This is a genomic window from Streptomyces sp. NPDC021356, assembly GCF_040641015.1.
Lineage (GTDB): Bacteria > Actinomycetota > Actinomycetes > Streptomycetales > Streptomycetaceae > Streptomyces.
Genome location: NZ_JBFACU010000020.1, coordinates 82,438 through 108,926, shown reverse-complemented (window position 1 = coordinate 108,926; position 26,489 = coordinate 82,438). Strand labels below are relative to the sequence as shown.

The 26,489-nt window shown below is 71.7% G+C and carries 24 protein-coding genes; 21 read left to right on the top strand and 3 right to left on the bottom strand.

Going from position 1 to position 26,489, the window contains the following annotated elements:
• Positions 1–123 precede the first annotated feature (123 nt).
• Both AB0G56_RS26080 and AB0G56_RS26075 read left to right on the top strand, forming a co-directional pair.
• Positions 124–1,185, top strand: coding sequence for a helix-turn-helix domain-containing protein (locus tag AB0G56_RS26080; protein WP_360973297.1), 1,062 nt, complete (start codon positions 124–126; stop codon positions 1,183–1,185).
• Positions 1,186–1,271: 86 nt separating this feature from the next.
• Positions 1,272–1,844, top strand: coding sequence for a HutD family protein (locus AB0G56_RS26075; protein WP_360973295.1), 573 nt, complete (start codon positions 1,272–1,274; stop codon positions 1,842–1,844).
• 112 nt (positions 1,845–1,956) lie between these two features.
• Here the strand turns inward: AB0G56_RS26075 and hutG are convergent, their stop codons facing one another.
• The 3 genes from hutG to AB0G56_RS26060 all read right to left on the bottom strand — a co-directional run bounded on the left by hutG (position 1,957) and on the right by AB0G56_RS26060 (position 5,621).
• Positions 1,957–2,946: a formimidoylglutamase gene (hutG, locus tag AB0G56_RS26070; RefSeq protein WP_360973293.1), complete on the bottom strand. Its 990-nt coding sequence runs from the start codon at positions 2,944–2,946 to the stop codon at positions 1,957–1,959.
• The gene (gene hutU / locus AB0G56_RS26065; protein WP_360973291.1) at positions 2,943–4,628 is read right to left on the bottom strand and encodes a urocanate hydratase; all 1,686 of its coding nucleotides are present in this window, start codon (positions 4,626–4,628) and stop codon (positions 2,943–2,945) included. Before hutU ends, hutG begins: the two co-directional genes overlap by 4 nt.
• A 210-nt stretch (positions 4,629–4,838) precedes the next feature.
• Complete coding sequence (locus AB0G56_RS26060; protein ID WP_360973289.1) at positions 4,839–5,621, bottom strand: IclR family transcriptional regulator; 783 nt, start codon at positions 5,619–5,621, stop codon at positions 4,839–4,841.
• Positions 5,622–5,683: 62 nt separating this feature from the next.
• Here AB0G56_RS26060 and AB0G56_RS26055 point away from each other — a divergent pair, with 62 nt between their 5' ends.
• The 19 genes from AB0G56_RS26055 (at position 5,684) to AB0G56_RS25965 (ending at position 26,290) form a co-directional block, all read left to right on the top strand.
• A complete protein-coding gene (locus AB0G56_RS26055) occupies positions 5,684–5,815 on the top strand; it encodes a hypothetical protein (RefSeq protein ID WP_360973287.1) in 132 nt (43 codons plus the stop codon).
• Positions 5,816–6,258: 443 nt separating this feature from the next.
• Complete coding sequence (locus AB0G56_RS26050; protein ID WP_360973285.1) at positions 6,259–6,462, top strand: hypothetical protein; 204 nt, start codon at positions 6,259–6,261, stop codon at positions 6,460–6,462.
• Between the two features lie 86 nt (positions 6,463–6,548).
• Complete coding sequence (locus AB0G56_RS26045; RefSeq protein WP_360973283.1) at positions 6,549–7,355, top strand: XRE family transcriptional regulator; 807 nt, start codon at positions 6,549–6,551, stop codon at positions 7,353–7,355.
• Positions 7,356–7,365: 10 nt separating this feature from the next.
• Positions 7,366–8,391, top strand: coding sequence for a hypothetical protein (locus AB0G56_RS26040; protein ID WP_360973281.1), 1,026 nt, complete (start codon positions 7,366–7,368; stop codon positions 8,389–8,391).
• Positions 8,392–8,919: 528 nt separating this feature from the next.
• Positions 8,920–9,552 (top strand): hypothetical protein, encoded by a 633-nt coding sequence (locus tag AB0G56_RS26035; protein WP_360973279.1) that lies wholly within the window; start codon positions 8,920–8,922, stop codon positions 9,550–9,552.
• Between the two features lie 121 nt (positions 9,553–9,673).
• Entirely contained in the window at positions 9,674–10,861 is a 1,188-nt protein-coding gene (locus tag AB0G56_RS26030; RefSeq protein WP_360973277.1) for an FAD-dependent oxidoreductase, read from the top strand.
• Positions 10,861–11,118 (top strand): 2Fe-2S iron-sulfur cluster-binding protein, encoded by a 258-nt coding sequence (locus AB0G56_RS26025; RefSeq protein WP_360973275.1) that lies wholly within the window; start codon positions 10,861–10,863, stop codon positions 11,116–11,118. The genes AB0G56_RS26030 and AB0G56_RS26025 overlap by 1 nt, the downstream gene beginning before the upstream one ends.
• A complete protein-coding gene (locus tag AB0G56_RS26020; protein WP_360973273.1) occupies positions 11,111–12,529 on the top strand; it encodes an FAD/NAD(P)-binding oxidoreductase in 1,419 nt (472 codons plus the stop codon). The genes AB0G56_RS26025 and AB0G56_RS26020 overlap by 8 nt, the downstream gene beginning before the upstream one ends.
• Positions 12,526–13,455 (top strand): dihydrodipicolinate synthase family protein, encoded by a 930-nt coding sequence (locus tag AB0G56_RS26015; RefSeq protein ID WP_360973271.1) that lies wholly within the window; start codon positions 12,526–12,528, stop codon positions 13,453–13,455. Before AB0G56_RS26020 ends, AB0G56_RS26015 begins: the two co-directional genes overlap by 4 nt.
• Before the next feature lies 1 nt (position 13,456).
• Positions 13,457–14,458, top strand: a complete 1,002-nt coding sequence (locus AB0G56_RS26010) for a proline racemase family protein (protein ID WP_360973269.1) — start codon at positions 13,457–13,459, stop codon at positions 14,456–14,458.
• Between the two features lie 236 nt (positions 14,459–14,694).
• On the top strand, positions 14,695–15,363 hold the full coding sequence (locus AB0G56_RS26005; protein WP_360973267.1) for a GntR family transcriptional regulator: 669 nt from the start codon (positions 14,695–14,697) through the stop codon (positions 15,361–15,363).
• 459 nt (positions 15,364–15,822) lie between these two features.
• Positions 15,823–17,382 (top strand): ABC transporter substrate-binding protein, encoded by a 1,560-nt coding sequence (locus AB0G56_RS26000; protein WP_360973265.1) that lies wholly within the window; start codon positions 15,823–15,825, stop codon positions 17,380–17,382.
• 1 nt (position 17,383) lies between these two features.
• Positions 17,384–18,340 (top strand): ABC transporter permease, encoded by a 957-nt coding sequence (locus tag AB0G56_RS25995; protein ID WP_360973263.1) that lies wholly within the window; start codon positions 17,384–17,386, stop codon positions 18,338–18,340.
• On the top strand, positions 18,337–19,335 hold the full coding sequence (locus AB0G56_RS25990; RefSeq protein ID WP_360973261.1) for an ABC transporter permease: 999 nt from the start codon (positions 18,337–18,339) through the stop codon (positions 19,333–19,335). Before AB0G56_RS25995 ends, AB0G56_RS25990 begins: the two co-directional genes overlap by 4 nt.
• A complete protein-coding gene (locus AB0G56_RS25985; protein WP_360973259.1) occupies positions 19,332–20,147 on the top strand; it encodes an ABC transporter ATP-binding protein in 816 nt (271 codons plus the stop codon). Before AB0G56_RS25990 ends, AB0G56_RS25985 begins: the two co-directional genes overlap by 4 nt.
• On the top strand, positions 20,144–20,986 hold the full coding sequence (locus AB0G56_RS25980; RefSeq protein WP_360973257.1) for an ATP-binding cassette domain-containing protein: 843 nt from the start codon (positions 20,144–20,146) through the stop codon (positions 20,984–20,986). The genes AB0G56_RS25985 and AB0G56_RS25980 overlap by 4 nt, the downstream gene beginning before the upstream one ends.
• Positions 20,983–22,272: an alpha/beta fold hydrolase gene (locus AB0G56_RS25975; RefSeq protein WP_360973255.1), complete on the top strand. Its 1,290-nt coding sequence runs from the start codon at positions 20,983–20,985 to the stop codon at positions 22,270–22,272. Before AB0G56_RS25980 ends, AB0G56_RS25975 begins: the two co-directional genes overlap by 4 nt.
• Positions 22,269–23,639: an aminopeptidase P family protein gene (locus tag AB0G56_RS25970; RefSeq protein WP_360973253.1), complete on the top strand. Its 1,371-nt coding sequence runs from the start codon at positions 22,269–22,271 to the stop codon at positions 23,637–23,639. Before AB0G56_RS25975 ends, AB0G56_RS25970 begins: the two co-directional genes overlap by 4 nt.
• Entirely contained in the window at positions 23,636–26,290 is a 2,655-nt protein-coding gene (locus tag AB0G56_RS25965; protein ID WP_360973251.1) for a beta-L-arabinofuranosidase domain-containing protein, read from the top strand. The genes AB0G56_RS25970 and AB0G56_RS25965 overlap by 4 nt, the downstream gene beginning before the upstream one ends.
• Positions 26,291–26,489 lie beyond the last annotated feature (199 nt).

Sequence of the window (26,489 nt, the reverse complement as noted above, 5' to 3'; positions counted from 1 at the left end):
CTCGCTCTTTCCGTCTGATCGGATGTGCCACCCGGGTCGTTCCCGGTGCGACGCCGTCCACGATCCGGTACCCGCCCCCTCCACGGTGTTGGCCGCTTGGCCACTATGTGACAGGATCTGGCCATGAGCGAGACGCAGTCGCCATGCACCGACCCCCGCGCCGACCGGGCCGACGACGCACCGGAACCGCACCGCATCGCGGTCCTCGCCCTGCCCGGCGTCCCGCCCTTCGAGCTCGGCATACCCTCCCGGGTCTTCGGCAGTGTCCTGGACGCGGGCGGACGCCCGCTGTACGAGGTCACCGTCTGCACCGCCGACGGCGCCCCCGTCCTCAGCGACGCCGGGTTCACCGTGCAGCCCGCGGCCGGCCCGGAGGCCCTGGCCGCCGCCGACACCGTGATCGTCCCGCCCACGCACGCCATGCCCGAACTGGGCCGCGGCGGTCCGCTGCCGCCCGAGGTCACCGCGGCCATCGCCCGGATCCGGCCCGGTGCCCGGCTGGTGTCCATCTGCACCGGCTCCTACGTCCTGGCCGCAGCAGGCCTCCTCGACGGGCGGCCCGCCACCACCCACTGGAACCTCGCCCCCGAGTTCCGCCGCGCCTACCCCCGCGTGAAGGTCGACGAGGACGTCCTCTTCGTCGACGACGGCGACGTCCTGACCTCCGCGGGCGTCGCCGCCGGCGTCGACCTGTGCCTGCACATGATCCGCCGCGACCACGGCGCCGCCGCCGCCAACCGCGCCGCCCGCATGTGCGTCGTACCGCCCTGGCGCGACGGCGGGCAGGCCCAGTACATCGACCGCCCGGTCCCCGAACCCACCGTCGCCACCACCACCGCCACCCGCGCCTGGGCCCTGGAACACCTCGGCGAACCCCTCTCCCTGAACCGCCTCGCCGAACACGCCCGGATGAGCCTGCGCTCCTTCACCCGCCGCTTCCGCGACGAGGTCGGCATGACCCCCGTGCAGTGGCTCACCGCGCAACGCCTCGAACTCGCCAAACAGTTGCTGGAGACCACCGACCTGTCGATCGGCCTGGTCGCCCATCGCTCCGGCTTCGGCTCCGCGAACTCCCTGCGCGCCCACATGAGAGCGGCCTTCGGAGTCTCACCCGCCGCCTACCGCCGCACCTTCGGCCCCGACGACCCCGTCGGAGCCCGAGCGGCCGTGACGGTCCGATGCTGATCGGTCGACGCCCGGCGACGCGTGCGGTTGCGCGTGCGTCACCCAACCGGCGTGTTTCTGGCAGTTCGATCCCAGGAGGAAACAACATGGCACCACAGATCCTGCGTGCCAAGGACAGGACGCCCGCACCGTGGAAGAACGGTGGCGGCGTGACCTCGGAAGTGGCAGTCCATCCGCAGGGCGCGGGGACGGATGACTTCCTGTGGCGGGTCAGCGTCGCGGACGTGGCGTGCGACGGACCGTTCTCCGCGTTCGCGGGAGTCGACCGGATCATCACCCTCGTCGACGGACCGGGCATGGCCCTCACCGTCGACGGGGCCCTGCACAGGGTGGACGCGCCGTACGAGCCGTTCGCCTTCTCCGGCGACGCGGTCACGGAGTGCCGTCTGCTCGGCGGGCCGATCGTCGACTTCAACGTGATGGTACGGCGTGCCGAGATGACGGCGCGGGTCCGCGTGGCGCGCTCTGACACATCCGTGCGGCCGGCCGCGGGGACGGGTGTTCTGGCGATCGTCCTGGACGGGTCCGCCGTGCTCCAGCGTGCCTGCGTCCGCCTCGGCCGCCTCGACGCGGTACTGCTTCGGGAGGGGGAGGGCGACAGCTTCGGCGTCGACGGGGTCTTGGCGGTCGTGGACCTCGCGGCCAGGACCGGCCGGTGACCGGGCCTGCGTTCGCGTAGGGGAAGCCGCGGCCGCCAGGCCGCGGCTCTCGTCGCTTCGCACGGCCTGGCGGCCGGTTCGGGGGGCGGGCCGGGCCGGCGCCCGCGGGGTGTCACGCCAGGGTGGTCGCCATCCGGTGGATCAGGCGGGCGCCGGCGCGGGCCGTGCGCTGGTCCACGTCGAATTCCGGGTTCAGCTCGGCGATGTCGCAGACCGCGAGCTTGTCACTGGCCGCCACCCGGTGGCAGACCCGCTCGACGACTTCCATCGGCACCCCGTAGGCCGCGGGCGCGCTGACGCCTGGTGCGACCGCGGCGGGGAGCACGTCGAGGTCGATGCTCAGGTGCACGATGTCGCAGCTCGCGAGGAAGTCGTCGGCGAACCTCTCGGCGCGCTCCAGGTCCGGCAGCCCGCACTCGGTGTCCGGCAGCCAGCGCACGCCGAGCCTGTCCGCGGTGCCGAACAGCCGCTGGGTGTTGCTCGGCTGGCTGACGCCCAGCACCCAGTAGTTGAACTCCCGGCCGTGCCGCTCCTCGCTCTGCGCGATCTGCAGGAAGGGTGTGCCGGAACTGGGCCGGATGTCGTCGCGCAGGTCGAAGTGCGCGTCGAGGTTCAGCACCCCGAGACGGCCGCCCTCGCGCAGCGCACGCGTCTGCTGCAGTCCCCGGTAGCTGCCGTACGCCACCTCGTGGCCGCCGCCCAGCACCATCACCGGGTGACCGCGGTCGACGAGCGGGGCGACCGTGCGCCCCAGGCGCTCCTGCCCTGCCTCCAGGACGCCCTCGCCGTTCCCGGTGACCTCGATGTCACCGGCGTCCAGCGCCCGCAGCGGCTTCGGCAGTGCCATCGACGCCAGAGCGCGGCGCAGGGCGCCCGGGCCGTTCGCGGCGCCCTGCCGGCCCTTGTTGCGGCGTACGCCCTCGTCACTGCGGAAGCCGACGAAGGCGACCTCACCCGGTGCCGCCTCTTCCGGGTCGAGGTGAACGGCCTTGTGCCAGCGCAGGTTCTCGGCGCCGGGGCCGTCGTCCCGTCCGGTCCACGGCGTGGCACGCACGTCCGGGGGGACGTGCCGGGCTTCCTGCCGCGTGAACGCGGCGCTCACGCCGCACCGCCTTCGGTCTCCGTCATCGGGATGCGCACGCCCCGCTCCTCGGCCACCGAGGCGGCGTGCTCGTAGCCGGCGTCGACGTGCCGGATGACGCCCATGCCGGGGTCGTTGGTCAGGACGCGGGCGAGCTTACGGGCCGCGAGTTCGGTGCCGTCGGCGATGCAGACCTGACCGGCGTGGATGGAGCGGCCCATGCCGACGCCGCCGCCGTGGTGGATGGAGACCCAGGAGGCACCGGACGACGTGTTGACCAGGGCGTTGAGCAGCGGCCAGTCGGCGATGGCGTCGGAGCCGTCGAGCATCGACTCGGTCTCGCGGTAGGGCGAGGCCACGGAGCCGGAGTCGAGGTGGTCGCGGCCGATGGCGACCGGGGCGGACAGCTCGCCGGAGGCGACCATCTCGTTGAAGCGCAGACCGGCGCGGTGCCGCTCGCCGTAGCCCAGCCAGCAGATGCGGGCGGGCAGACCCTCGAACGCCACGCGCTCGCCGGCCAGCTTCAGCCAGCGGTGCAGGTGCTCGTTCTCCGGGAACAGCTCCATGATGGCCTTGTCGGTGGCCTCGATGTCCTTCGGGTCTCCCGACAGGGCGGCCCAGCGGAAGGGGCCCAGGCCCTCCTCGAACAGCGGCCGGATGTGGGCCGGCACGAACCCCGGGAAGTCGAACGCCCGCTGGTAGCCGGCCTTCCGGGCCTCGTCGCGAATCGAGTTGCCGTAGTCGAAGACTTCGGCGCCGGCGTCGAGGAAGCCGACCATCGCCTCGACGTGCTTGGCCATGGAAGCACGGGAACGCTCGGTGAAGCCGGCGGGATCCTTGCGGGCCTGCTCGTGCCACTCCTGCACGCTCACGCCGACGGGGAGGTAGGACAGCGGGTCGTGGGCGCTGGTCTGGTCGGTGACGATGTCGATGGGCGCGCCCCGCTCCAGCAGGTCGGGGAAGACCTCCGCGGCGTTGCCGAGCAGGCCGATGGAGAGCGGCTTGCGGGCGTCGCGGGCCTCGACGGCGAGGCGAAGGGCGTGGTCGAGGTCGTCGGCGGCGACGTCGAGGTAGCGGTGGGCGATGCGGCGCTCGATGCGCGTCGGGTCGCAGTCCACACAGATGGCAACCCCGTCGTTCATGGTGACGGCCAACGGCTGGGCGCCGCCCATACCGCCGAGGCCGGCGGTGAGGGTGACGGTGCCGGCCAGGCTGCCCCCGAACTTCTTGCGGGCGACGGCGCCGAACGTCTCGTAGGTGCCCTGGAGGATGCCCTGGCTGCCGATGTAGATCCACGAACCAGCCGTCATCTGGCCGTACATCGTGAGCCCACGGGCCTCCAGCGACCGGAACTCCTCCCAGTTGGCCCAGTCGCCGACCAGGTTGGAGTTGGCCAGCAGCACGCGCGGCGCCCACTCGTTGGTCCGCATCACCCCGACGGGCTTGCCGGACTGCACCAGCAGCGTCTCGTCGTCCTTCAGCGTCTTCAGCGTACGGACGATGGCGTCGTACGCCTCCCGGTCGCGTGCCGCCTTTCCGGTGCCGCCGTAGACGACGAGGTCCTCGGGGTGCTCGGCGACCTCGGGGTCGAGGTTGTTCATGAGCATCCGCAGGGCGCCTTCCTGCTGCCAGCCGAGGCAGTTGAGTTCGGTGCCACGCGGGGCGCGGACGACGCCCGGTGCCTCGGGGGGAACGCTGGTCATGTGCACTCCTTACGGAGGGATGGAGCAGTTGCCCCGCCATGACACGGCAACGGGGGGCGCCGGACCAGCGGCGCCGCCTGCGTTTCTCGGATCCGAGACCCTTCCTTCCGCCGCCGGTATCGGTCCGTTCGTGGTCCGGTGCGCAGGGAGAGGGGCCGCGGGAAGAGCGGCACCCACCCGGGCCGGGCGAGGACGACCGGTCCTCGCCCCTCACCCGGTCGTCGGCGCGTGGCCCGAGACGGCCGTGGTGAGCCGTGCGGCACCGAACCGCAGGGCGTCCCGCACCTCGTCGGTGTCGTGCCGGGGGTGGGAGCGGCGCCAGGTGGTGCTGATGGCCGCGATGGGCCGCCCGTGGTGATCGAACGCAGCCACCCCCATCGAGCAGAACCCCCGGGTGACCAGTTCGACCTCCTGCGACCAGCCGCGCTCACGCTCCCGGGCCAACTCCGCCACGAGTCCCGCCGGCGTGCGCGGCCCCTTGCCCGTGCGGGTGGTCAGGTCGCCCGGCCGGGAGAAGAGCGCCCGCAGCTGCGCCTCGGAGGAGTGGGCGAGAATGGCGCGCCCGTTGGCCGTGAGGTGGGCCGGCAGACGTACGCCGACGTCGGTGACGAGGGCGATGTCGACGTCGCCGGCCCGGCCCGCGGACGGCCGCTCCTTGAGCAGGTAGACCGTCTCGGCGCCGTGCAGGATGCCCAGGTGCACCGTCTGGCCGAGCCGGCGCGCGAGAGTACGCAGGATGGGCCGGGCGAGCCGCTCCAGGGGCTCGTGGCGCAGGTAGGCGGAGCCCACCTCGAAGGAGGTGACACCGAGCCCGTACGCCTGCTCCGCCGGCACGTGGGTGACGAAGCCGCGATCGGCCAGAACGGTGAGGATGTGGTACGCGGAGGACCGCGGGATGCCCAGGTCACGGGCGAGCGTCGAGGCCTGCACCAGGCCGGGGCGCGCCGCGAGATACACCAGGATGTCCAGCGCCCGGCCGACGGCTGGCGACACGCTCGAGGACGTACCCGACGACATACCCGGCGTCGTCTCGTGTTCGTTCACCGGACCACCCCTTGACGTACCTGCACAGACAGGAAAATACAGGGCGTGTCGTCGGCGTCCGTCGCATCCTGGCCTCGCCCGGGGGCGAGGCCAAGTGGTGGGCGGCGATCGAGGAGCCGCCGTTCCACCACTGCGGTGAGTGACGGTGGGCCCGGAACTCGCCCGGCGTGGTGCGCGGTCCTGGTCCGCTTCCGCCCAGCGCGTGAGCGGCTGGACGGAAGCGGGGCGGTCCCCTTCGGTGGTTCTTCAGCACAAGGGGGCCGCGCGGCCTCCCAGACCGGAAGGTGCGACGCCGGGGCGTCACTTCCATAGTGCGCTCTCCGGTTCGTCCCGCACCGAGAAGGACGGGATCGCCGTCAAAAGTGTTCATTCAGCCGTGATTTGGTGTCGGTGACGGCCGAGATTGACGTGCTGCGGCGCCTGCGACGTGGCGGGGGCACGGGGCCATTGTTCCGCAACTCCATGATCACGTTGAGTGATGCGCGGTGGGAGCACCATGCTGTGGTCCAGCTTTCCCGGCGGCGCTTCAGCACCGCCGCCGGGGAGGCGCCCCAGACACTTCTCTTCCCTGCGCACGGAAGGCGCCATGACCAGTAAGCAAGTGATGACCGTGGCCGTACTGGCGACGGTCCTCGCGTGGAGCACGGTGATGACCGTGCTCGGGCATCTCGCGGCCGTGGCCGCGCTGCTGCCCTCCCTCGGACTCCTCGTCCAGCAGATCGTCGCCGCGTTCGACGGCGTCGGTGCACAGTGCGACCCGGCGGCCGGGAGCGAGGGACCGTCGCGGTGAACATACCCCGGATATCCGACCAGCCCGATGGCGAGCCTCCCAGCCGCAAAGGACGCCCGCCCGGCCCCATCTGCGACACCGTCGGTGTGACCCACCGGACCTGGCTGGAGCAGGTGCGCAGACGGCTCGCCGCCAGCGGACTGACCCTGGACGAACTCGTCAGCCGCTCCGGCTACTCCAAGACCAGGCTGTCCGAACTGCTGCGGGGCAAGGGCTACTACCCGGGCTGGGCGATGACCTACAGCGTGGTCAAGGTCCTGGACATCCCTCCCTGGCCGTTACGGCGCCTGTGGACGGCAGCCGCACGGGAGGCAGCGAAGAAGGACACCTGGATCGAGGACGGTATCCACGCCGTGCAGCCCCTGGGGCCGGAGGAACCCCCGATCGCCCACCTCGCCTTCAAGCAGGTCATGGGCCGCCCCTACACCGCGTACGCCCAGGCGTTCCTGCAAACCGAAGCCCGTGCCCGCCGGGTGGTCGCGGAGACCTTCGACATCCTGTGGCTGAACTGGAACGAGGCGACGAGCAGCAGCAACACCCCGCGCCACGCATGGAACCTGCTGCGGGCCAAGGTCATGGCGCGGGCCGACACCCATGACGGGCACCCCGACCTTCGCACGGCGGCCCTGCGGACCACGGCCGTCGCCAAAGCCGCCGGTCCCGACGACTGCCTGGCGCGGGCCGCCAGGATGGTGGCCTTCTTCGAGGCCGTCTCCCGCCTCCCCGACGATCAGATGGACGTCACCGTCCTGCGCTTTCTGTGCGGCATCGACGAGGGCGCCGTGCCCGGCATCGTCGGCCTGCCCCCGGCCATCACCCACAGCCTCACACGCCACGCCAGGGGTGCCCTGCACGGCCTCCACCCCGGCATCCGCCCCGACACCCTGGAGTGATCAGCCCCCCATGAGCGCCATCGACGATCTCCTCGCCCAGTCCCGCCTGCTGGACCACTACGTCCCTGCGGACGTCGTCCCCTACGACGACTCGGCCTACCACGCCTTCGACGACGTCGCCCAGGCCGGGAACAAGCCCGGCCACGACCCGGCCGGCGAAGACGCAGCCGCAGAGCTCGCCGCCCTGTGCGAGACGGCCGTCGCCCACTGCAGCGCCGCACAGCTCGTCGACTTCCTCACCGACCAGGTGCCCCAGCCACGCGCCGCCTGGATCCTCGGCTGCGTACTGCAGATCGCCGGCGGCGACGACGGCGCTCGCTTCTGGTGGCAGTACGCCGCCGGCGCGGACGACGCGCCCGCCTCCTACTGCCTCTACCTGCACCACCTCGCCCGCGGCGACGCCCACGCCGCCGCACTGTGGCAGACCCAGATCAGCGCCTACGCACGAGGAGAGGGCAGCGCCTCCTTCTACGGCCCGACCTCGCCCGCCTCCAACGTGGTCAACGCCGACACCAGCCTGCCCACCCTGCTGCGGATCCTCAGCCGCCTCACCCCGGCCGGCCCCCGCCAGCACACCCAGACCGCCACCGCCGTCATCAAGTTCGTCTCCCGTGCCGTCACGATCGGCTACCACCGCCACCCCGACCTCGAAATCCCCGCCCCGGGCACGCACTTCGCCGAACAGCTCCAAGTCATCCTCGCCGCAGCCCCCTCAGCCCCGGACGGTCCCGCGGCCCACGGACCCGCAACCCGTACCACCGGGGCGGGTGGGCGGGCCGAGGAACTGCCCAACAGGACGGCGCCGGAGGCCGCTGACGAGCGCGCCCCCGCCCAGCAGCAGACCCCCGAACCGCGAGGGCTGCTGGTGGAAGTCACCGCCGGCGACCGCGAGTCCGCCCCCCAGTTCTTCAAGGAGGCGAGCGCCGTGTGCTGGAAAGACGCCACCGACGCGCGGCCCAGTGGACGCGGCAGCACCCTCGTCTACTACCTGCACCGCTTCCTCAGCCCCCGCATCCGCACCGCGCCGGCGCATTGAAGGCCCCGACGGCACTGCGACCGCCGGATCGGCCTCAGTCGCAGGGTGCCGTGGAGGCGCTGCGGGGCCCGGCACCTGCCGCCGAAGCCGATCTCGCGGTAGACGCACACGTATTCGCTCGGGCAGTCGATCCTTCCCGTGACGGACCGGCCGCGGGAGAGGGCGGGACGGCGGGCAGCCGCAGGACCACGCCATGGTGACGAGCGGTGCGGGCGGTCCCTGTGGCTGTTCGGTCCCTGAGATCGACGCCCGGGCGACATCTGCGTCACCTGCGGTCTGCGCGCCCTCCCCCTGTTCGCAGCGGACGCATGACGCCGGTCACGACCGCATGCCCACCGCTTGCGTTTGCACGGCCGGGCGCGGGGGACCCGCCGCCCGTGGAGGCTGCCGGCGAGCCTGGGGGCACTTCTCGCAAGGAGTCAGGCATGTACGCTCCGCAACATCACGGCCCTGGGCGCCGACGGCTGCTTCTTCCTGACGTCGGCCCGCGGCGCGGGACCGCTCCGGCCGCAACGTGCGGGTGAGCCGGTGCCCCGGTGGACCACGCGGCGCCCCCCGCTGCTGCGTTTCGAGGGCTGGATCGCGGGCCTGGGCACGTGCTCCGGGACGCGCATCGTGCTCGGCCACTGGCAGCACTCACCGTTCGGCCCGTTCAGCGACGTGATGCTGGAGCGGCCCGAAGGCGAGCGGCTGCTGCTGGCCCCCACGCGACAGACCGCGGACTTCATCGCAGGAACCTACGTCTTCGACACCGTGCGCGTCGTCCCGGTGCGGGTCCGGATCGCCGACGGCTCCTGGACGGTCACCGCGGGCCCGTTGCAGCTGCGCTTCGTCGCCGGCAGGCGAGGGCCTCTGGGTCTTCTCCTGCGGGCCCTGCCCGGCACTCTCGTCCGCCGGCCGGCGTGGAGCACGCTCACGGACTGGCCGGCCCGCCTGCTCCTGCGCGGTGTGCGGACCCGGGGCAGTGCCGGTGCGGGCCGCCGCGAATGGTACGGCGCACGGGATCTGCGGCCGATCCGCGTCATCTCGGCGTCCTTCGAGGGCGCCGACCTCGGCGCCACGTCATCCGTGGAACCGCCCGTCCGCTTCGGCTTCGGATCGGTGCCGAGGAAACCCTCGCTCACCCGGGTCACGACGACGGTGGCCCTCGGCCCCGGGTAACCGGAGCCGGCCGGCCCAGGGCACTGAACTCTGCGAGACCGGAGTTCCTTGACCCAAGAGATCAGAAGATCAAGAGATCAAGGGCCTCCCACCGCAACGGGACATGTGACATAGTACTGATGTGGCCATTCCTCTTCGGATCGTCGTCGTGGGCGCCGGTATCGTCGGCGCGGCGATCGCCCGTGCCCTGGTCCGGTCCGGCTGCGACGTGACCGTCGTCGACCGCGGCCCCACAGCCGGGGGAACCTCCGCCGGCGGAGAGGGCAATCTGCTCGTCTCCGACAAGGAACCGGGCCCCGAGCTGCGGCTGGCGCAGCGTTCGCTCGCCGCCTGGGCGCGGATCGGGGACGAGCTGCGCGACGAGCTCCCCGCCGGATTCCCCGGCTTGGAACTGGAACGCAAGGGCGGCCTCGTGGTCGCGACGACCGAGGCCGGCGCGCAGGCCCTGCTGGCGTTCGCGGACGCCCAGCGGGGTGCCGGGGTGCTGGCCGAGACGGTGGACGACGCCCAGGCCCATGAGCTGGAGCCCGACCTGACACCGCACGGCACCGCCACGGTGTTCTACCCCGAGGACATGCAGGTGCAGCCGGTGGCCGCGACCGAGGCGCTGCTGGCCTCGGCCCGCCGTCACGGTGCGCGTGTACTGCAGGGCGTCGAGGTGACCGGGCCGGTGCTGTCGTCGGGTCGGCTCGCCGGCGTACGGGTCGCTTCCGGGACCCTGCCCGCCGACGCCGTGGTGCTCGCCGCCGGACCCTGGTCCGGCCTGGTCGCCGAGCGGCTCGGTGTCCTCCTCCCGGTGCGTCCGCGTCGCGGCACGGTACTGGTCACCTCACGGATGCCGGCGCGTGTTCGGCACAAGGTGTACGACGCCGACTACGTGGGCGCGGTCGGCTCGGGCTCGGCCGATCTCCAGGTCTCCAGCGTGGTCGAGTCGACCGCCGGCGGGACCGTCCTGATCGGCTCCTCCCGGGAGCGCCGCGGCTTCGACGAGCGCATCGAGGCCCGGGTGCTCGCCGCGCTGGCCGCCAAGGCATTGCTGCTGTTCCCCTTCCTGGCCGACGCACAGGTGATGCGCGCGTACGGAGGGTTCCGGCCGTTCGTCCCCGACCACCTGCCGGTCATCGGTGCCGACCACCGGCTGCCCGGCCTGTGGCACGCGACCGGGCACGAGGGCGCCGGGGTAGGCCTGAGCCTGGCCACCGCCGAGCTGCTGCGCGACCAACTCCTAGACGGGGCCGCCGATCCGCTGGCCGCCGAGTTCAGACCGGACCGTCCCACCCTGCTGCCGCACCTCGAAGGGGCCGCCTGATGACGGGGATTCACATCGAGGTCGACGGGGACCGGATCGCCGGTCTGGCCGGGCAGAGCATCGCCGCGCTGCTGCTGGCCGACGGGCGGGTGGCCTGGCGGCGTACCCGCACCGGCCGCCCCCGCGGTGTCTTCTGCGGGATCGGCGCCTGCTTCGACTGCCTGGTGACCGTCAACGGCCTGCGCGACGTGCGGGCCTGCCAGCGACGGGCCGTGGACGGCGACAAGGTCGACCTGCAGGAGGACGATCGTGACTGAGGTACTCGTCGTGGGCGGCGGACCCGCCGGGATGGCCGCGGCGCTGGCCGCCCGCCGCCGCGGCGCCCGTGTCGTGCTGCTCGAAGCGGGCGACGACGTCGGCGGGCAGTACTGGCGGCATCTGCCGAGCGGGCGCGCCGACACGAGCGAGCGGCTGTGGCATCACGGCTGGGACCGCTTCGTCGCGATGCGCGACGAACTGCTGGCCGACGAAGGCTGCGAGGTCGTGACCGGCGCGCACGTCTGGTCGGTCGACCGGCGTGATGACGCGCCGCCGCTCGTGCACGTGCTCGTCGGCGAGCCGGACGGGCAGGGACGCGAGCCGCGTACCTACGATCCGGCGGCCCTGGTGCTCGCGACCGGGGCGTACGAGCGCACCCTGCCGTTTCCCGGCTGGGACCTGCCCGGCGTCTTCACCGCCGGGGCGGCGCAGGCACTGGCCAAGGGCGAGCGGGTGGCCGTCGGCCGCCGCGTCCTGGTGGCCGGTGCCGGGCCGTTCCTGCTGCCCGTCGTCTCCAGCCTGCTGCGGATCGGCGCCGAGGTCGCGGGCGTGGTCGAGGCGGCCGGCCCGGCGCAGCTCGTCGGAGGCTGGGCGACCCGGCCCTGGCAGCTGCTCGCGGCTCGGCACAAGGCCGGTGAACTGGCCGGGTACGCCCGCCGACTGGCCGCCCGCCGCATTCCGTACAGGACCGGGGCGGCAGTCGTCGCGGCGCACGGCACCGATCGCGTGGAGGCGGTGACGGTGGCGCGCCTGACCCGGGACTGGACGCCGGTCCCCGGTACCGGACGACGGATCGAGGTCGACGCCGTCTGCGTGAGCCATGGCTTCGTCCCGCGCACCGAGCTGGCCGCGGCGGCCGGCTGCGCGCTGGGCGTGGACGGTGCGGTCACCGTCGACGAGCGGCAGCGCACGTCGGTGCCCGGGCTCCTGACCGCCGGCGAGCTGACCGGCATCGGCGGCGTCGACCTGGCCCTGGCCGAGGGGGAGATCGCCGGGGCCGTCGCCGCCGGGGGCGTGCCCGCACCGGGCGCGGTCCGCGAGCGCGCGGTCTTCCGGAAGTTCGCCGCGCGGCTCGCCGCCGCGCACGGCATCCGCCCGGGCTGGCGTGCCTGGGTGGACGACGACACCGTGGTGTGCCGCTGCGAGGACGTCACCGCGGGCGCCCTGCGCCGGACCGCGGAGCTGACCGGATCCCGCGGGCTGCGCTCGCTCAAACTGACCACCCGGGCCGGACTGGGCCTGTGCCAGGGCCGCACCTGCGGCCGCACGGTCGAGGACCTGCTCACCGGTGCGAACGAGCCCGGCCTGCTCGACCCGGGCCGTACCGCCCACCGACCGATCGCCATCCCCGTACGCCTGGGCGAACTCTCCGTTTCGACCAGGACCAGTGACCGAGAGGACGTCCCATGAGTTCCGCACCGACCGATCTGCGCGGAGTGATCGTCGCCACCGCCTTGCCCTTCAAGGAGAATTCCTCGGCTCCCGCCGGACTGGAGGTCGACTACGACCGTTACGCGGAGCACTGCGACTGGCTCATCGCCGAGGGCTGCCACGGCGTCGGTCCGAACGGATCGCTCGGCGAGTACTCCGCACTGACCGACGCGGAGCGTCGCAAGGTCGTCCAGGTGGCCGTCGAGGCGGTCGGCGGGCGCGGAGTCGTGGTCGCCGGGGTGCACGGGCCCGGCTGGCACCAGGCCCGGCACTGGGCCGAACTGGCCGCGGAGGACGGCGCCGACGCGGTGCTGGCGTTGCCGCCGACGATGTACCGGGCCAACCGCGAGCAGGTCGTCGAGCACTACGCGAAGATCGACGAGGTCGGGCTGCCGATCATGATCTACAACAACCCGGTCGACACCAAGGTCGACCTCGTCCCCGACCTGGTGGCCGAGATCGCCCAGTTGCCCAACGTCACCGCGATCAAGGAATTCAGCGGGGACGTACGCCGGCTGTTCGAGATCACCGAGCGGTGTGACATCGACGTCGTGGCAGGCGCCGACGATGTGCTGTTCGAGCTGATGGCCGACGGGGCGGTCGGCTGGTTCGCCGGCTTCCCCAACACCTTCCCCGCCGAGTCGGTGGCGATCTACGAGCACATGCTGGCCGGGCGCTTCGAGCAGGCCCGGGAGCTCTACAAGCACCTCGTCGCGGTGTTCCGGTGGGACTCGCGCACCGAGTTCGTGCAGGCCATCAAGCTCGGCATGGAGATGGTCGGCCGGTACGGCGGCCCGTGCCGCCCGCCGCGCGGCCCGCTGACCGCCGAGCACGAAGCCCAGGTGCGCGCCGACATGCGACGGGCCGTCGCCGCGCTCGAGGCGCGCCGCGCGGTGGCGGCCTGAGATGCGTACGTCGCGGCTGTTCTCCGCTGTCGACTCGCACACCGAGGGCATGCCGACCCGGGTCGTGACCGGTGGCATCGGGGTGATCCCCGGCGCCACCATGAACGAGCGGCGGCTGTACTTCGTCGAGCACCTCGACCATGTACGGCGGCTGCTGGTGAACGAGCCGCGCGGTCACTCGGCGATGAGCGGCGCCATCCTGCAGCCCCCGACCCGCCCCGACGCGGATTTCGGTGTGTTGTACATCGAGGTGTCCGGGTGCCTGCCGATGTGCGGGCACGGCACGATCGGGGTGGCCACGGTCCTGGTCGAGACCGGGATGGTCGAGGTCGTCGAGCCGGTGACCACCATCCGGCTGGACACCCCGGCCGGGCTGGTGGTGGCCGAGATCGCGGTCAAGGACGGGCACGCCGAGAGCGTCACGCTGCAGAACGTGCCCGCGTACTGCGACCGGCTCGACGAGACCGTCGAGGTGCCCGGCCTCGGCGAGGTCAGGTACAGCCTGGCGTTCGGCGGGAACTTCTACGCCATGGTGGACCTCGACGACGTGCGGCTGCCGTTCGACCGCGAGCGCAAGGGCGAGATACTCGGCGCCGGACTGGCGATCATGGACGCGATCAACACGTCGGCGCCGCCCGCTCACCCGGAGATCGAGGGTGTCGGCCATTGCCACCACGTGGAGTTCATCGCGCCCGGTTCGAACGCCGCGCACTCGCGGCACGCCATGGCCATCCACCCGGGATGGTTCGACCGGTCGCCCTGTGGAACCGGCACCTCGGCGCGGATGGCCGAGCTGCACGCACGCGGCGAGCTGGCGCTGCACCAGGATTTCGTCAACGAGTCCTTCATCGGCAGCCGGTTCACCGGCCGTCTGGTGGGGGAGACCACGGTCGCCGGCCTGCCCGCGGTGCTGCCGACCATCACCGGCCGGGCCTGGGTGACCGGGATGGGCCAGTACATGCTGGATCCCACCGATCCCTACCCGGCCGGTTTCGAGTTCTGAGGAGAGAAGAGGGAGGTCACGCGGCTCTTCGCTGCCGGGCCCCGCTGGGCAGAGGCCGCGCCGGATCGGCCCGGCACGCCACCACGCGTGCCGCCGGCGGACGTGACATATCAAGGGACATCCCCTGTTGGTGTTCCCCCTGGCACCCGCGCCGACCGGCGAATGGGATACTCGACACTGCGCCGGTCGGCGGGGTTGGCGGGGTGTGACATTTTAGTCATGGGAGGACGGCGCGGATGAGTTCATCGATCATCGGCCCGGTGTCGGTGGGAGCGAGCCTGCGCGGCACGGTGGAGGACGCGGTGGCCGCGGCCATCGTCTCGGGCGAACTGGCCCCGGGCACCCTGGTCACCGCGCCGACGCTGGCCACACGCTTCGGGATCTCCGCCACCCCGGTCCGTGAGGCCCTGCTCAACCTGCAGGGACGTGGATTCGTCGACGTGGTGCGCAACAAGGGTTTCCGGATCACCGAGGTGAGCGAGCAGGACCTCTGGGAGATCGTGCGGCTGCGCCAGCTGCTGGAGGCCCCGCCGATGCGGGACATCGCGCGCACACTGCAACCGGAGGCCGCCGCCGAACTGCGGCGCAAGGCCCAGGCGATCGTGGAGGCGGCCGCCGCGGCCGATCTGGCGGCCTACCTCTCCGCCGACATGGCCTTCCACCTGCGGCTGCTGGAGCTGCACGGCAACCGCCGGCTGGTCGCGATGGTGAAGGACCTGCGGCAGCAGACCCGCATGGTGGGCCTGGCCGACATGATCGGTACAGCCGAGCTGGCCCGTTCGGCCGCGGAGCACCACAGCCTGGTGGATCTGCTTCAGGCGCGTGACGGGCGGGGCGCGGAAACGCTGCTCACCGCCCACATCGGACACGTTCTCGGCTGGTGGAACGGCCGCTCGGAGGACTGAGACGCCGGTATGACGAGCCCGCCCGGCCGAGCCGGGCGGGCTTTCGGCGCGTGCGCGTGAACCGAAGGGCGTCGCAGTAAATTCTGGCGTGAACCCTTCTCCAGGAAGGTGTCACATACTACTGTCTCCTCAAGCGAATCGGGATCACAGGGATCCCGGTCGCTCCGTGGGACCGGTTGCGGCTGTTCTGCCAGCCGGCCCACCGGACGCGCAGCGCATCCGCTCACCATTTCCGCACACAGTCGCTGGTCCGCCGGCCCGCCACCCTCCCGCTCATCCGGACGGCCGGGCTGCCCGCACCCGACCGGAAGGTAGGACCCCTTGAAGAGAATCTCGTCTTCAGCGGCGCTCGCTGGGCTGGCGGCCGGCGTACTCGCCCTTTCGGCATGCACCGGTGGCGGCTCCTCGTCCGCGGGCGCCGGCGGTGGGAGCGGTGGGACCGCGGTCAGGGGCGGAACCGTGCAGGTCCTGCAGTCGACCGCCTTCTCCTATCTCGACCCGTCCCGCGGCTTCGACGGCGGCGTCAACGCGTTCTACCGTCTGCTGTACCGCCAGCTGGTCACCAAGGCGCCCAACGATGCCAAGGACCCCAACGCGATGGTGCCCGACCTCGCGGAGAGCCTCGGCAAGGTTTCCGCCGACGGTCTGACCTGGACCTACAAGCTCAAGGCCGGGATCAAGTTCGCCAACGGAGCGCCGATCACGTCCAAGGACGTCAAGTTCGGCATCAGCCGCAGCTGGGACCCGGAGATCGGCATCGGCGCGCCGTACCTGAAGCAGCTGATCGCTGCCCCGAAGGGGTATCTGGGGCCGTACCGCTCGGGCGAGTTGCGGACGATCGAGACACCGGACGACCGGACGATCGTCTTCCATCTCAAGGCCCCCTTCCCCGAGTTCGACGCGGCGCTGTCCATGCCGAGCGGCACCCCGTTCCCGGTCGGCACCGGCGGGGGCGACTCGTTCATCAAGAACGTCATCGCCTCCGGTCCCTACGACGTGGAGAAGACAACCCCGGGCAGCCTGATCCAGCTCAAGCGCAACCCTCACTGGGACGCGAAGAGCGACACCGTCCGCAAGGCCTACCCCGATGCGTGGCGCTTCACCATCGGCGTCGACGGCGCCACCATCGACGAGCGCCTCATCGCGGGCCAGGGCGCCGACATCAACGTGGTCGCCGGCAGCGTGCAGACGGCCACCGTCGCCCGCCTGCAGACGCCGCAGCTCAAGGCGCGGACGATCAAGGCGCCGTCGACCTGTCTCACGTACATGAGTCTCAACACGACGAAGAAGCCGCTCGACAACGTGAAGGTGCGTCAGGCCGTCAACTACGCGGTGGACAAAGGCTCGGTACTCAACGCCAGCGGCGGCAGGCAGTTCGCGACGGTCTCCGACACCATCCTGCCGTCGGCGGTCTCCGGGCACGTCGACTACGACCCCTATCCGAGCGCGAACCACGCCGGTGACACCTCCAAGGCCAAGCAACTGCTCACCGGGGCGGGCTTCCCGAACGGCTTCACGATGACCCTGGACGTACGGGCGAAAGAGGTCGACCAGCGCCAGGGCGAGGCGATCCAGCAGGCGCTCAAGCGGGCCGGTATCAAGGTCAGGCTGAACGTGATCGACGCGTCGACCTTCTACGAGACGATCGGCACACCGTCGCAGCAGCACGACGCGGCGATCACCGGCTGGTGCCCGGACTGGGCGTCGAGCGCGTCGACGTTCCTGCCGCCGCTCTTCGACGGCCGGCACGTCACAGCCAAGGGCAACCAGAACCTCGCCCAGCTCGACGACCACGCAGTCAACGCCGAGTTCGACCGCATCAGCGCGATGACCGACCTGAGCGCGGCGAACAAGGCCTGGGGCGAACTGGACAAGAAGATCATGGCGTTGGCCCCCGTCGTTCCGCTGAACGTCGCGAACCGCATCTACCTGCCGGGCACCAACGTGGCGGGAGTGATCGCGCCCAGCGGCGACCTCGACTACGGGATCATCGGTCTCAAGGACCCGGCGAAGGGCTGATATGACGATCTCGTCAACCGGTCCGCAGGCACCGGAGGTGTCCGTACCGGGCGCCGCCGGGACCGCCCCCGACCCTCGCCGGAGCATGGCCCGCGCCCTGCTGCGCGACCCGGTGGCCGTGGCCTGCCTCGGCTACATCGCACTGATCGTGCTCATGGCGGTGTTCGCACCTCTCATCGTCCGCATCAGCGGCTGGGACCCGTACGAGTTCGACCAGAGAGCCGTCGACCCCGACCTCGGCGGCATCCCCGTCGGGTCCTGGGGCGGTGCCTCCTCGTCCCACTGGCTCGGTGTCGAGCCCGGTACCGGCCGGGACGTCTTCGCCCGGATCGTGTACGGCGCCCGCTCCTCGATGCTCATCGCCCTCGGCGCCACGCTGCTCACCACGGTGCTCGGCATGGTGTTCGGCCTGCTGGCCGGATACTTCGGTGGACGGACCGACATGCTGATCTCGCGGGTCATGGAGTTCCTGATGGCGTTCCCCGCGCTCATCTTCATGATCGCCGTGCTGTCCGCACTGCCCGCGGACGACCGGCAGTACCTGCTGGTCGTGGTGATCTCGCTGTTCGGCTGGCCCTACCTGGCCCGGATCGTACGAGGACAGACCATGTCGCTCAAGGAGCGGGAGTTCGTCGAGGCGGCCCGCGCGTCCGGTGCCTCCCGCACCACCATCGTGTTCACCGAGATCCTGCCCAACCTGCGCTCGACCATCGTGGTCATGGTGACCCTGGCGATACCCGGTTACATCGGTACCGAGGCCGGCCTGTCCTTTCTCGGCGTCGGCCTGGTGCCGCCCACGCCGTCCTGGGGGCAGATGATCTCGAGTTCGGTGAACTGGTACGCGGTGGTTCCCACGTACTTCCTGGTGCCGGGCGTCTTCCTGGCGCTGCTGGTGCTGTCCTTCATGGTCCTCGGCGACCACATCCGCAAGGCCGTCGAGCCGGGGGGCCGCTCATGACCCGCTACGTCGTGCACCGCGTGCTGGGCATGCTGCTGGTGCTGTTCCTGGTCTGCCTGTTCACGTACATCATCTTCTTCGCCCTGTCGCCGGACCCGGCCGTGCAGATCTGCGGCAAGAACTGCACCCCGGAGCGCATCGACCAGATCCGCGCCAACCTCGGCCTGACCGACCCGTTCCTCACCCAGTTCCTGCACTTCCTGCAAGGGCTGTTCCTGGGCCGCGACTACGGCAGCGGCCCGTCCACGGTGCACTGCCCGGCCCCCTGCCTCGGCTACTCCTTCCAGACCTCGCAGCTCGTCACCGACATGATCGTGCAGCGGCTGCCCGTGACCGCGGTGATCGCCGTCGGCGCGGCCGTGCTCTGGCTGGTCATGGGCGTGCTCGGCGGTCTGCTCAGCGCCGTGCGCGAAGGGAGGTTCGCCGACCGGTTCATCGCCGGACTCACCCTGGGCGGCATGTCGATCCCCAACTACGTGCTCGCCCTCGCGCTGCAGTACGTGCTCGTGGTGTGGCTGCGGTGGCTGCCGTTCCCCCAGGCCGTGCAGTTCGCCGACGACCCGGGGCAGTGGTTCCTCAACTTCATCATGCCCTGGACGGTGCTGGCGATCGGCTACGCCTCGTCGTACACCCGGCTCACCCGGGCCAACGTCATCGACACCCTGGGCGAGAACTTCGTGCGGACCGCGCGAGCCAAGGGCCTGCGACCGGACCTGGTGTGGCGGCGGCACGCGCTGCGGCCCGCGCTGACCCCGATCGTCACGATCGCGGGCATGGACTTCGCCGGCCTGCTCGGCGGCGCGCTGATCACCGAGACGGTCTTCGGGCTCAACGGCGTCGGCAAACTCGCGGCGGACTCCATCACCAAGAACGACCAGCCGGTGATCATGGCGGTGACGCTGCTCGCCGCGTTCTTCGTCGTGGTCGGCAACATGGGCGTCGACCTCGTGTACTCGGCGATCGACCCGCGGGTCAGAGTGGGAGTGGCGTCATGAGCGACCTGCTGCGCGTGCGCGGCCTGACCGTCGCCTTCCACGGCGTGCCGGTGGTCGACACCATCGACTTCGCCGTACCGCCCGGCGGTGCCCTCGGCATCGTCGGCGAGTCCGGCTCGGGCAAGTCGATGACCAGTCTCGCGATCATGGGGCTGCTCCCGAAGGGCGCCACCCGCGCCGGCAGCATCGAGTTCGACGGCGACGAGCTCACCACGCTGAACGAACGCCGCATGCGCGCCGTTCGCGGCGACCGGATCGCGATGGTCTTCCAGGACCCGCTCTCCTCGCTGAACCCGTACTACACGGTGGGCACGCAGATCGCCGAGGCCTACCGGTCGCACCGCTCCGGCGTCAGCCGCCGGGCAGCCCGCAAGGCGGCGATCGAGGCGATGGAACGCGTGCACATCCGCGACGCGGCCCGCCGAGTCGACGAATACCCGCACCAGTTCTCCGGCGGCATGCGCCAGCGCGTGATGATCGCGATGGCGCTCAGCACCGAGCCCAGCCTGATCATCGCCGACGAACCGACCACCGCGCTCGACGTCACCGTCCAGGCCCAGATCCTCGAACTGCTCGCCGAGGTACGCCGGGACACCGGTGCCGCGCTCATCCTCATCACCCACGACCTCGCCGTGGTCAGCGAGGTCGCCGACACACTGATCGTCATGCGGCACGGCAAGGTCCTCGAGTCCGGCACCACCGAGCAGATCTTCTGCGACCCGCGGCACCCGTACACCCGGGCGCTGATCGACGCGGTCCCGCGGATCGACGACGAGATCGGCGAACTGCAGACCCTGGGAGGCGACACATGAGCTCCGAACCGCTGCTGCGGGCCCGGGACCTGGTCAAGGAATTCCCCATCGCGGGTACGGCCGGACTGCTGCGCCCCGCGCGCAGGTTCACCGCGGTCGACTCCGTCTCCTTCGACCTGCACGCGGGCAGGACCCTCGCGCTGGTGGGGGAGTCCGGGTCGGGCAAGTCGACCACCGCGCGGCTCGCCGCCCGGCTGATCGACGCCACGTCGGGCACCGTCCACCTCGACGGCCGCGACATCACCGCGTTGCAGGGGCCCGGCCTCCTGGAGGTACGCCGCCAGGTACAAGTCGTGTTCCAGGACCCGTTCTCGTCGCTCAACCCCCGGCACACCGTCGAGCGGATCGTCACCGCGCCCCTGCGCTACCAGAAACGGCCGATACCCCAAGGCACCCGGGCGGTCGCCCGAGCACTCATGGAACGGGTGGGGCTCGACCCCGATCACGTCGATCGCTACCCGGCGCAGTTCTCCGGCGGGCAGGCACAGCGCATCGGCATCGCCCGCGCGCTCGCCGTGAGCCCGCGTGTACTGGTCTGCGACGAGGCGGTCTCGGCGCTCGACGTCTCGGTGCAGGCACAGATCATCAACCTCTTGCGCGAACTGCAGCGCGAGGAGGGCTTCGGCTGCCTGTTCATCGCCCATGACCTCGCCGTGGTCCGGCAGATCGCCACCAGCGTCGCGGTGATGACGGCCGGCCGCGTGGTGGAGGCCGGCGAGCGGGACGCGGTCTTCGGCGATCCGCGCCACGAGTACACCCGCAAACTGCTGGCCGCCGTGCCGCGTATCCGCCCCGAGTGGGACACGCGCCGACGCGACTCGACCGGAGCCACCGCATGAACCTGGTGGAATACCCCCTGCCCGGCGCCTGGGTCCGTGAGTTCACCGTCGCCGCACCACTGGACTGGTCGGATCCCGGCGGCGAGAGTATCGAGCTGTTCGTCCGGGAGTTCACCGACCCCGAACGCCGCCACGACGAACTGCCGCTGCTGACCTATCTGCAAGGCGGCCCCGGCGGCGCGAACCCCCGGCCCGCCCCGGTGGAAGGCTGGCTGACCGAAGCCCTGCAGCACTACCGGGTCGTCCTGGTCGACCAGCGCGGCACCGGGCGCAGCACCCCGGTCGACGGAACCGACATCGCGGCGCTCCCCGACGCCCGGGCGGCCGCGGACCACCTGCTGCACTTCCGGGCCGACTCGATCGTGCGCGACCTCGAACACGTCAGGGCCCGGTGCTACGACGGCAAGCGGTGGGCCACCCTCGGGCAGAGCTTCGGCGGGTGGATCACCCTGACCTACCTGTCGGGCGCCCCCGAGGCACTGACCGCCTGCTACGTCTGCGGCGGAATCCCCGGCACACCACCCGATCCGGAGGAGGTCTACCGGCGCACGTTCGACCGGGTGGCCGGCAAGACCGCCGACTTCTACCGGCGCTATCCGCAGGACGTCGCCGCGGTGACGGCGATCGCCGACCGGCTGGCCGCCGGTGACGTGACGCTGCCCGACGGCTCGCCGCTGTCGGTGCGCCGGTTCCAGACCCTGGGCGGGGAGCTCGGCTTCGGAGCCGGCCACCAGCGCCTGCACTGGCTGATCTGTGAAGCGATCCGCAAAGACGGCAGGCTCGACGGTCGGTTCCTTCAGACGGTGCTGGTCAAGACGTCGAACGCGGGAAACCCGCTGTTCTGGACCCTCCAGGAGTCGATCTACGGCGACGGCGCGAACGGTCCCTTCCGCTGGGCGGCCCAGCGCGAACGGGACCGGCGGCCGGAGTTCGCCGAGGACCGCCGGCCGCTGCTGTTCACCTCGGAGATGACGTTCCCGTGGATGTTCGAGGAGATCCGGGCGCTGCGGCCGTTCGCACCCGCGATGGCCGAGCTGGCCGAGCAGAAGGTCTGGAGCCCGCTCTACGACCCGGCCCGGCTCGCGGCCAACGACGTCCCGCTGGCCGCCGCCGTGTACGCCGACGACGTGTTCGTCGACGCCGATCTGCAGCGCGACACCCTGACCCGGGTCGGCAACGCGCAGACCTGGGTGACCAACGAGTACGAACACGACGGCATCGCCGACGGCCGGGTGTTCCACCGGCTGCGGGAGATGGTCCGCGACCGAGGAGGCGAAAAGCGTTGACCGAGATCACCACCCCGCCGTACGCGGGGACGAAGCCGCCGCGTCTGGCCGACGAAAGCCCCGGCTTCCTGGCCCGCATCGGGCAGGGCTGGGCCGAACGCGACGTCCCGGCGCCGGTGAGTCCGGCCGCGGCACGGGCGGCGGCCGAGCACAGGGCCCGGTTGAGCGCCTGCCTGCCGGACCGGACCGTGGTCCTGGCGGCGGGCCGCGCCCGGCACCGTAACGGCGACGCGGACTACCCGTTCCGGGCGGACAGCGACTTCCTCTGGGCCACCTCGTGCCAGATCGAGGGCGCGGTCCTGGTGATGAAGCCGCGGCCGGGCGGCCACGACGCGGTGCTGTACATGCCCGCTCCCGCCCGGCCCGGCGAACGCGACTTCCACGCCAGTGCGGCGCACGGGGAACTGTGGGTCGGCCCTTCGGCGGGGCTCGCGGCGTGGGCGGCCGCGCTGGACCTGCCGGTGCGGCCGATCGGCGAACTCGGTGAGCTCGGTGAGCGGGACGGCGGCCGACCGGACGAACTGCGATCCGTGCTCTCCGACCTTCGCATGATCAAGGACGACTGGGAGATCGCACAGCTGCGTGAGGCCGTGGACCACACGGTCACCGGATTCGCCGCCGTCGCCGACGAGATCCCGCGGGCCGTCGCCGACGCCCTGGGGGAGCGCTGGCTGCAGGGCACCTTCGACCGGCACGCCCGCACCTTCGGCAACGGGCCCGGCTACAACACCATCGTCGGCTCCGGCGAGCACGCGCCGATCCTGCACTGGGTCCGCTGCGACGGCCAGGTCCGGCCCGGTGAGACCTTGCTGCTCGACATGGGCGTCGAAACGAACTCGCTGTACACCGCGGACGTGACCCGGACCATACCGGTGGCCGGCACCTTCACACCGGACCAGCGCCGGGTGCACGACCTGGTCGAGGCCGCGCACCGCGCAGGCATGGACCAGGTGCGCCCCGGCGCCACCTACACCGACTTCCACTTCGCCGCCATGGAAGTCCTCGCCCGCGGGCTGCACGACTGGGGGCTGCTGCCCGTCTCGGTCGACGAGGCCCTCGCACCCGAGGGCCAGCAGCACCGCCGCTACCTCGTCTGCGGTATCGGCCACCACCTCGGCCTGGACGTGCACGACTGCGGCTCGTCGTCGTACGAGCAGTACCAGGGCGCGCGGCTGCGGCCCGGCATGGTGCTGACGGTCGAGCCCGGCCTGTACTTCCACGCCCACGACGAGACCCTCCCCCCGGAACTGCGCGGGATCGGCGTACGCCTGGAGGACGACCTCCTGGTCACCGGGACCGGGCACGAGGTCCTGTCGGGCGCGCTGCCGATCGACGCCGCCGGACTCGAGGAATGGGCGGCCCGATGACCCGCGCACATCCCTTCGCCCTGCGGGACGTGGACCTGCTCGACGGCGTGCACTCCCGGACCCGGGACCAGATGCTGCACCTCGCCAGGGTGTTCCCGGTGGACCGGGTGCTCGCGGTCTTCCGGGCCAACGCCGGGCTCGACACCCACGGGGCGCTGCCACCCGGCACCTGGGAGGACTTCGGCCACCCCGACGAGCGAGCGTGGTCCGAGGCCGACTACCCCGGACCGGGCGTGGCACCCACGGCGAGCCTGCTGCGCGGACACTACGCGGGGCACTTCCTGTCGATGCTGTCGCTGGCATACGCGTCGACCGGCGAGGAATCCCTGCTGAGCAGGACGAACGAGATGGTCGCGGGCCTGGCCGAGGTGCGCGATGCGCTGGCGGCGACCGGACGCTACAGCCACCCGGGATTCCTGGCGGCGTACGGCGAGTGGCAGTTCTCACGGCTGGAGGAACTGGCGCCCTACGGGGAGATCTGGGCGCCGTACTACACGTGCCACAAGATCATGGCTGGGTTGCTCGACGCGTACGAGCTGACGGGCTCCCAGAAGGCGCTTGAGATCGTCACCGGCATGGGCCACTGGGTGGCCGGCCGGATTCTGCGGCTGGAGCGGACACAACTGCAGCGCATGTGGTCGCTCTACATCGCCGGCGAATTCGGCGGCATGAACGAGACCATGGTGAGACTGCACCGGCTCACCCGCGAGCCGTTGTTCCTGCGCACCGCCGGGGCGTTCGAGGTCGACAGCGTGCTCGACGCCGCCGTCGAGGGCCGTGACGTGCTCGACGGCATGCACGCCAACCAGCACCTCCCCATGCTGGTCGGGCACCTCGACCAGTACGACGCCACCGGCGACCGCCGCTACCTCGACGCGGTGGTCGCCCTCTGGGACCAGATCGTGCCCGGCCGGACCTTCGCGCACGGCGGCACCGGCGAGGGCGAACTGTGGGGCCCCGCGGACACCGTGGCCGGGTTCGTCAAGCGGCGCAACGCCGAGAGCTGCGCCACCTACAACCTGCTGAAGATCGCCCGTTCACTGTTCGGGCACACCCTCGACAGCCGGTACGCCGATTACGCCGAGCGCGCCTCGCTCAATCACATCGTCGGCTCCCGCGCGGACGTCACCTCGGACACCAGCCCCGAGGTCCTGTACATGTACCCGGTGGACCCGGGCGCCGTCCGCGAGTACGACAATGCCGGCACCTGCTGCGGCGGCACCGGCCTGGAGAGCCACGTCAAGCATCAGGAATCGGTGTGGTTCCACGCACCCGGGCAGCTGTACGTGACGCAGTACGTACCCTCGCGGCTGCGCCGCGCCGACGGTGAGGTGGTCCTGCGGACCCGGTACCCCCGCGACGGGAAGGTGGCACTCGAGTTCGGCCTCGCCTTCTCGGGCGAGCTGCACCTGCGCATCCCGCCCTGGGCCGCCGGCGCCCGGGTCGACGGCGTCGAGACGCCGGTGCCGGACACCGGATTCGTGACGCTGCGGCGCGATCTCCGCCCCGGCGACATCGTGGAACTCGACCTGCCGATGCCGCTGCGGCTGGTGCCCACCCCCGACGATCCCACGCTGGTCAGCCTGGAACTCGGCCCCACGGTGCTGCTGGCGCGCGACGAGGCCACCACCACCCTGCCGGTCGCGGCGGCCGCCCATCGGCGACTGGACGGCAGCATCGCCGGGCACACCACCGACGGCGACCTGGTCTCGGTGTTCGGCCGGACCTTCGAACCGGCCTGGTCCGGCGGCGACCACCGCTATCACATGTACCTGCGTCTGGCCGACCCGGAGATCGCCTTCCTGGGCAGCGCGCCGGGGGTACCCGACCGCCATGACGCCGAGGGCTGGTCGTTCCTCACCGGACTGTGGGCGCACGGCGGTTACGCCGATGTCACCGCGTTCTTCACCGCGGTCCACCAGGGGGTGGTACGGGCGGCCCGGGCCGGGCTGCTGAGCCGGGACGAGGCGGTCGCGGTGCTCATGGCCGCCGCCGCGAGCACCCTCGACGGCCCGGCCGTGCCCCGCCGCGGTGTGGTCGGCCCGGACTCGGCGGACGGACCGCGCGTGTCCCGGGTGACCTCCGCGGACGGGCGGCCGGTCGAGGACGTCGTCGAGTGGTCGCTCCCGGCTGACGTCGGCGTGGGAGACCCGCTGCCGGTGGTCCGGGTGGAGGTGACCGGCGACCGTGCCCCGTCAGGGTGGTACACCCGCGAGCCGGGCTTCGCGGTGACCTCGGTCTCGCCCGCCACTCTGGAGGCCGCGGTGGGCGAGGGCACATGGCAGCCCGCGACCGGCGTGATCGCGCTGGCCGGCGAGGGCCGGCATGTGCTCCGGGGCCGGGCCACCGACTCTTCCGGACGGGTCGTCCACGTCACTCGCGAGGTCGCCGTGGACACGCGGCCCCCGACGGTGCGTGCCGAAATCCGGCCGCTCGGACCGAGCAACGTCGAGGTGACCCTGTACGCCGCCGACGACGTGTCCGGCGTGGACCACGTGCAATGGCGTACCCCGGAGACGTTCTGGGGCATCTACCAGGAGCCGTTCACCAGGGCGCTGCGCGACGAGCCCCAGACCCTTGAGTTCACCGCCACCGACCGCGCCGGGAACACCACACCGGTCCAGCGGGTGGCATTGCCGCCGCTGCTGTGAGAACCCCGTGTGAGAGGTGTTCTGTCCGTCATGCCTTGTCGGGCCATTCACATGCCGACGGACATGGCACGACGGTCCTCGACGGGCGGTGGGCGGACGCTCCGTTCGCCGGGCGCCCGGCGTACCTGCGGGCAGTGGTCACCACCGCCCGCGCGTGGGAGAGCGCCGCCTTGCCGAGCCGGGCGGAGGCCGCCGCTGT

Excerpts from the sequence above, each read along its gene's own strand:
- AB0G56_RS26080 (WP_360973297.1), top strand. The coding sequence starts at position 124 with ATGAGCGAGACGCAGTCGCCATGCACCGACCCCCGCGCCGACCGGGCC.
- AB0G56_RS26075 (WP_360973295.1), top strand. The coding sequence starts at position 1,272 with ATGGCACCACAGATCCTGCGTGCCAAGGACAGGACGCCCGCACCGTGG.
- hutU (WP_360973291.1), bottom strand. The coding sequence starts at position 4,628 with ATGACCAGCGTTCCCCCCGAGGCACCGGGCGTCGTCCGCGCCCCGCGT.
- AB0G56_RS26050 (WP_360973285.1), top strand. The coding sequence starts at position 6,259 with ATGACCAGTAAGCAAGTGATGACCGTGGCCGTACTGGCGACGGTCCTC.
- AB0G56_RS26040 (WP_360973281.1), top strand. The coding sequence starts at position 7,366 with ATGAGCGCCATCGACGATCTCCTCGCCCAGTCCCGCCTGCTGGACCAC.
- AB0G56_RS26025 (WP_360973275.1), top strand. The coding sequence starts at position 10,861 with ATGACGGGGATTCACATCGAGGTCGACGGGGACCGGATCGCCGGTCTG.
- AB0G56_RS26015 (WP_360973271.1), top strand. The coding sequence starts at position 12,526 with ATGAGTTCCGCACCGACCGATCTGCGCGGAGTGATCGTCGCCACCGCC.
- AB0G56_RS26010 (WP_360973269.1), top strand. The coding sequence starts at position 13,457 with ATGCGTACGTCGCGGCTGTTCTCCGCTGTCGACTCGCACACCGAGGGC.
- AB0G56_RS26005 (WP_360973267.1), top strand. The coding sequence starts at position 14,695 with ATGAGTTCATCGATCATCGGCCCGGTGTCGGTGGGAGCGAGCCTGCGC.
- AB0G56_RS25995 (WP_360973263.1), top strand. The coding sequence starts at position 17,384 with ATGACGATCTCGTCAACCGGTCCGCAGGCACCGGAGGTGTCCGTACCG.
- AB0G56_RS25990 (WP_360973261.1), top strand. The coding sequence starts at position 18,337 with ATGACCCGCTACGTCGTGCACCGCGTGCTGGGCATGCTGCTGGTGCTG.
- AB0G56_RS25985 (WP_360973259.1), top strand. The coding sequence starts at position 19,332 with ATGAGCGACCTGCTGCGCGTGCGCGGCCTGACCGTCGCCTTCCACGGC.
- AB0G56_RS25980 (WP_360973257.1), top strand. The coding sequence starts at position 20,144 with ATGAGCTCCGAACCGCTGCTGCGGGCCCGGGACCTGGTCAAGGAATTC.
- AB0G56_RS25975 (WP_360973255.1), top strand. The coding sequence starts at position 20,983 with ATGAACCTGGTGGAATACCCCCTGCCCGGCGCCTGGGTCCGTGAGTTC.
- AB0G56_RS25965 (WP_360973251.1), top strand. The coding sequence starts at position 23,636 with ATGACCCGCGCACATCCCTTCGCCCTGCGGGACGTGGACCTGCTCGAC.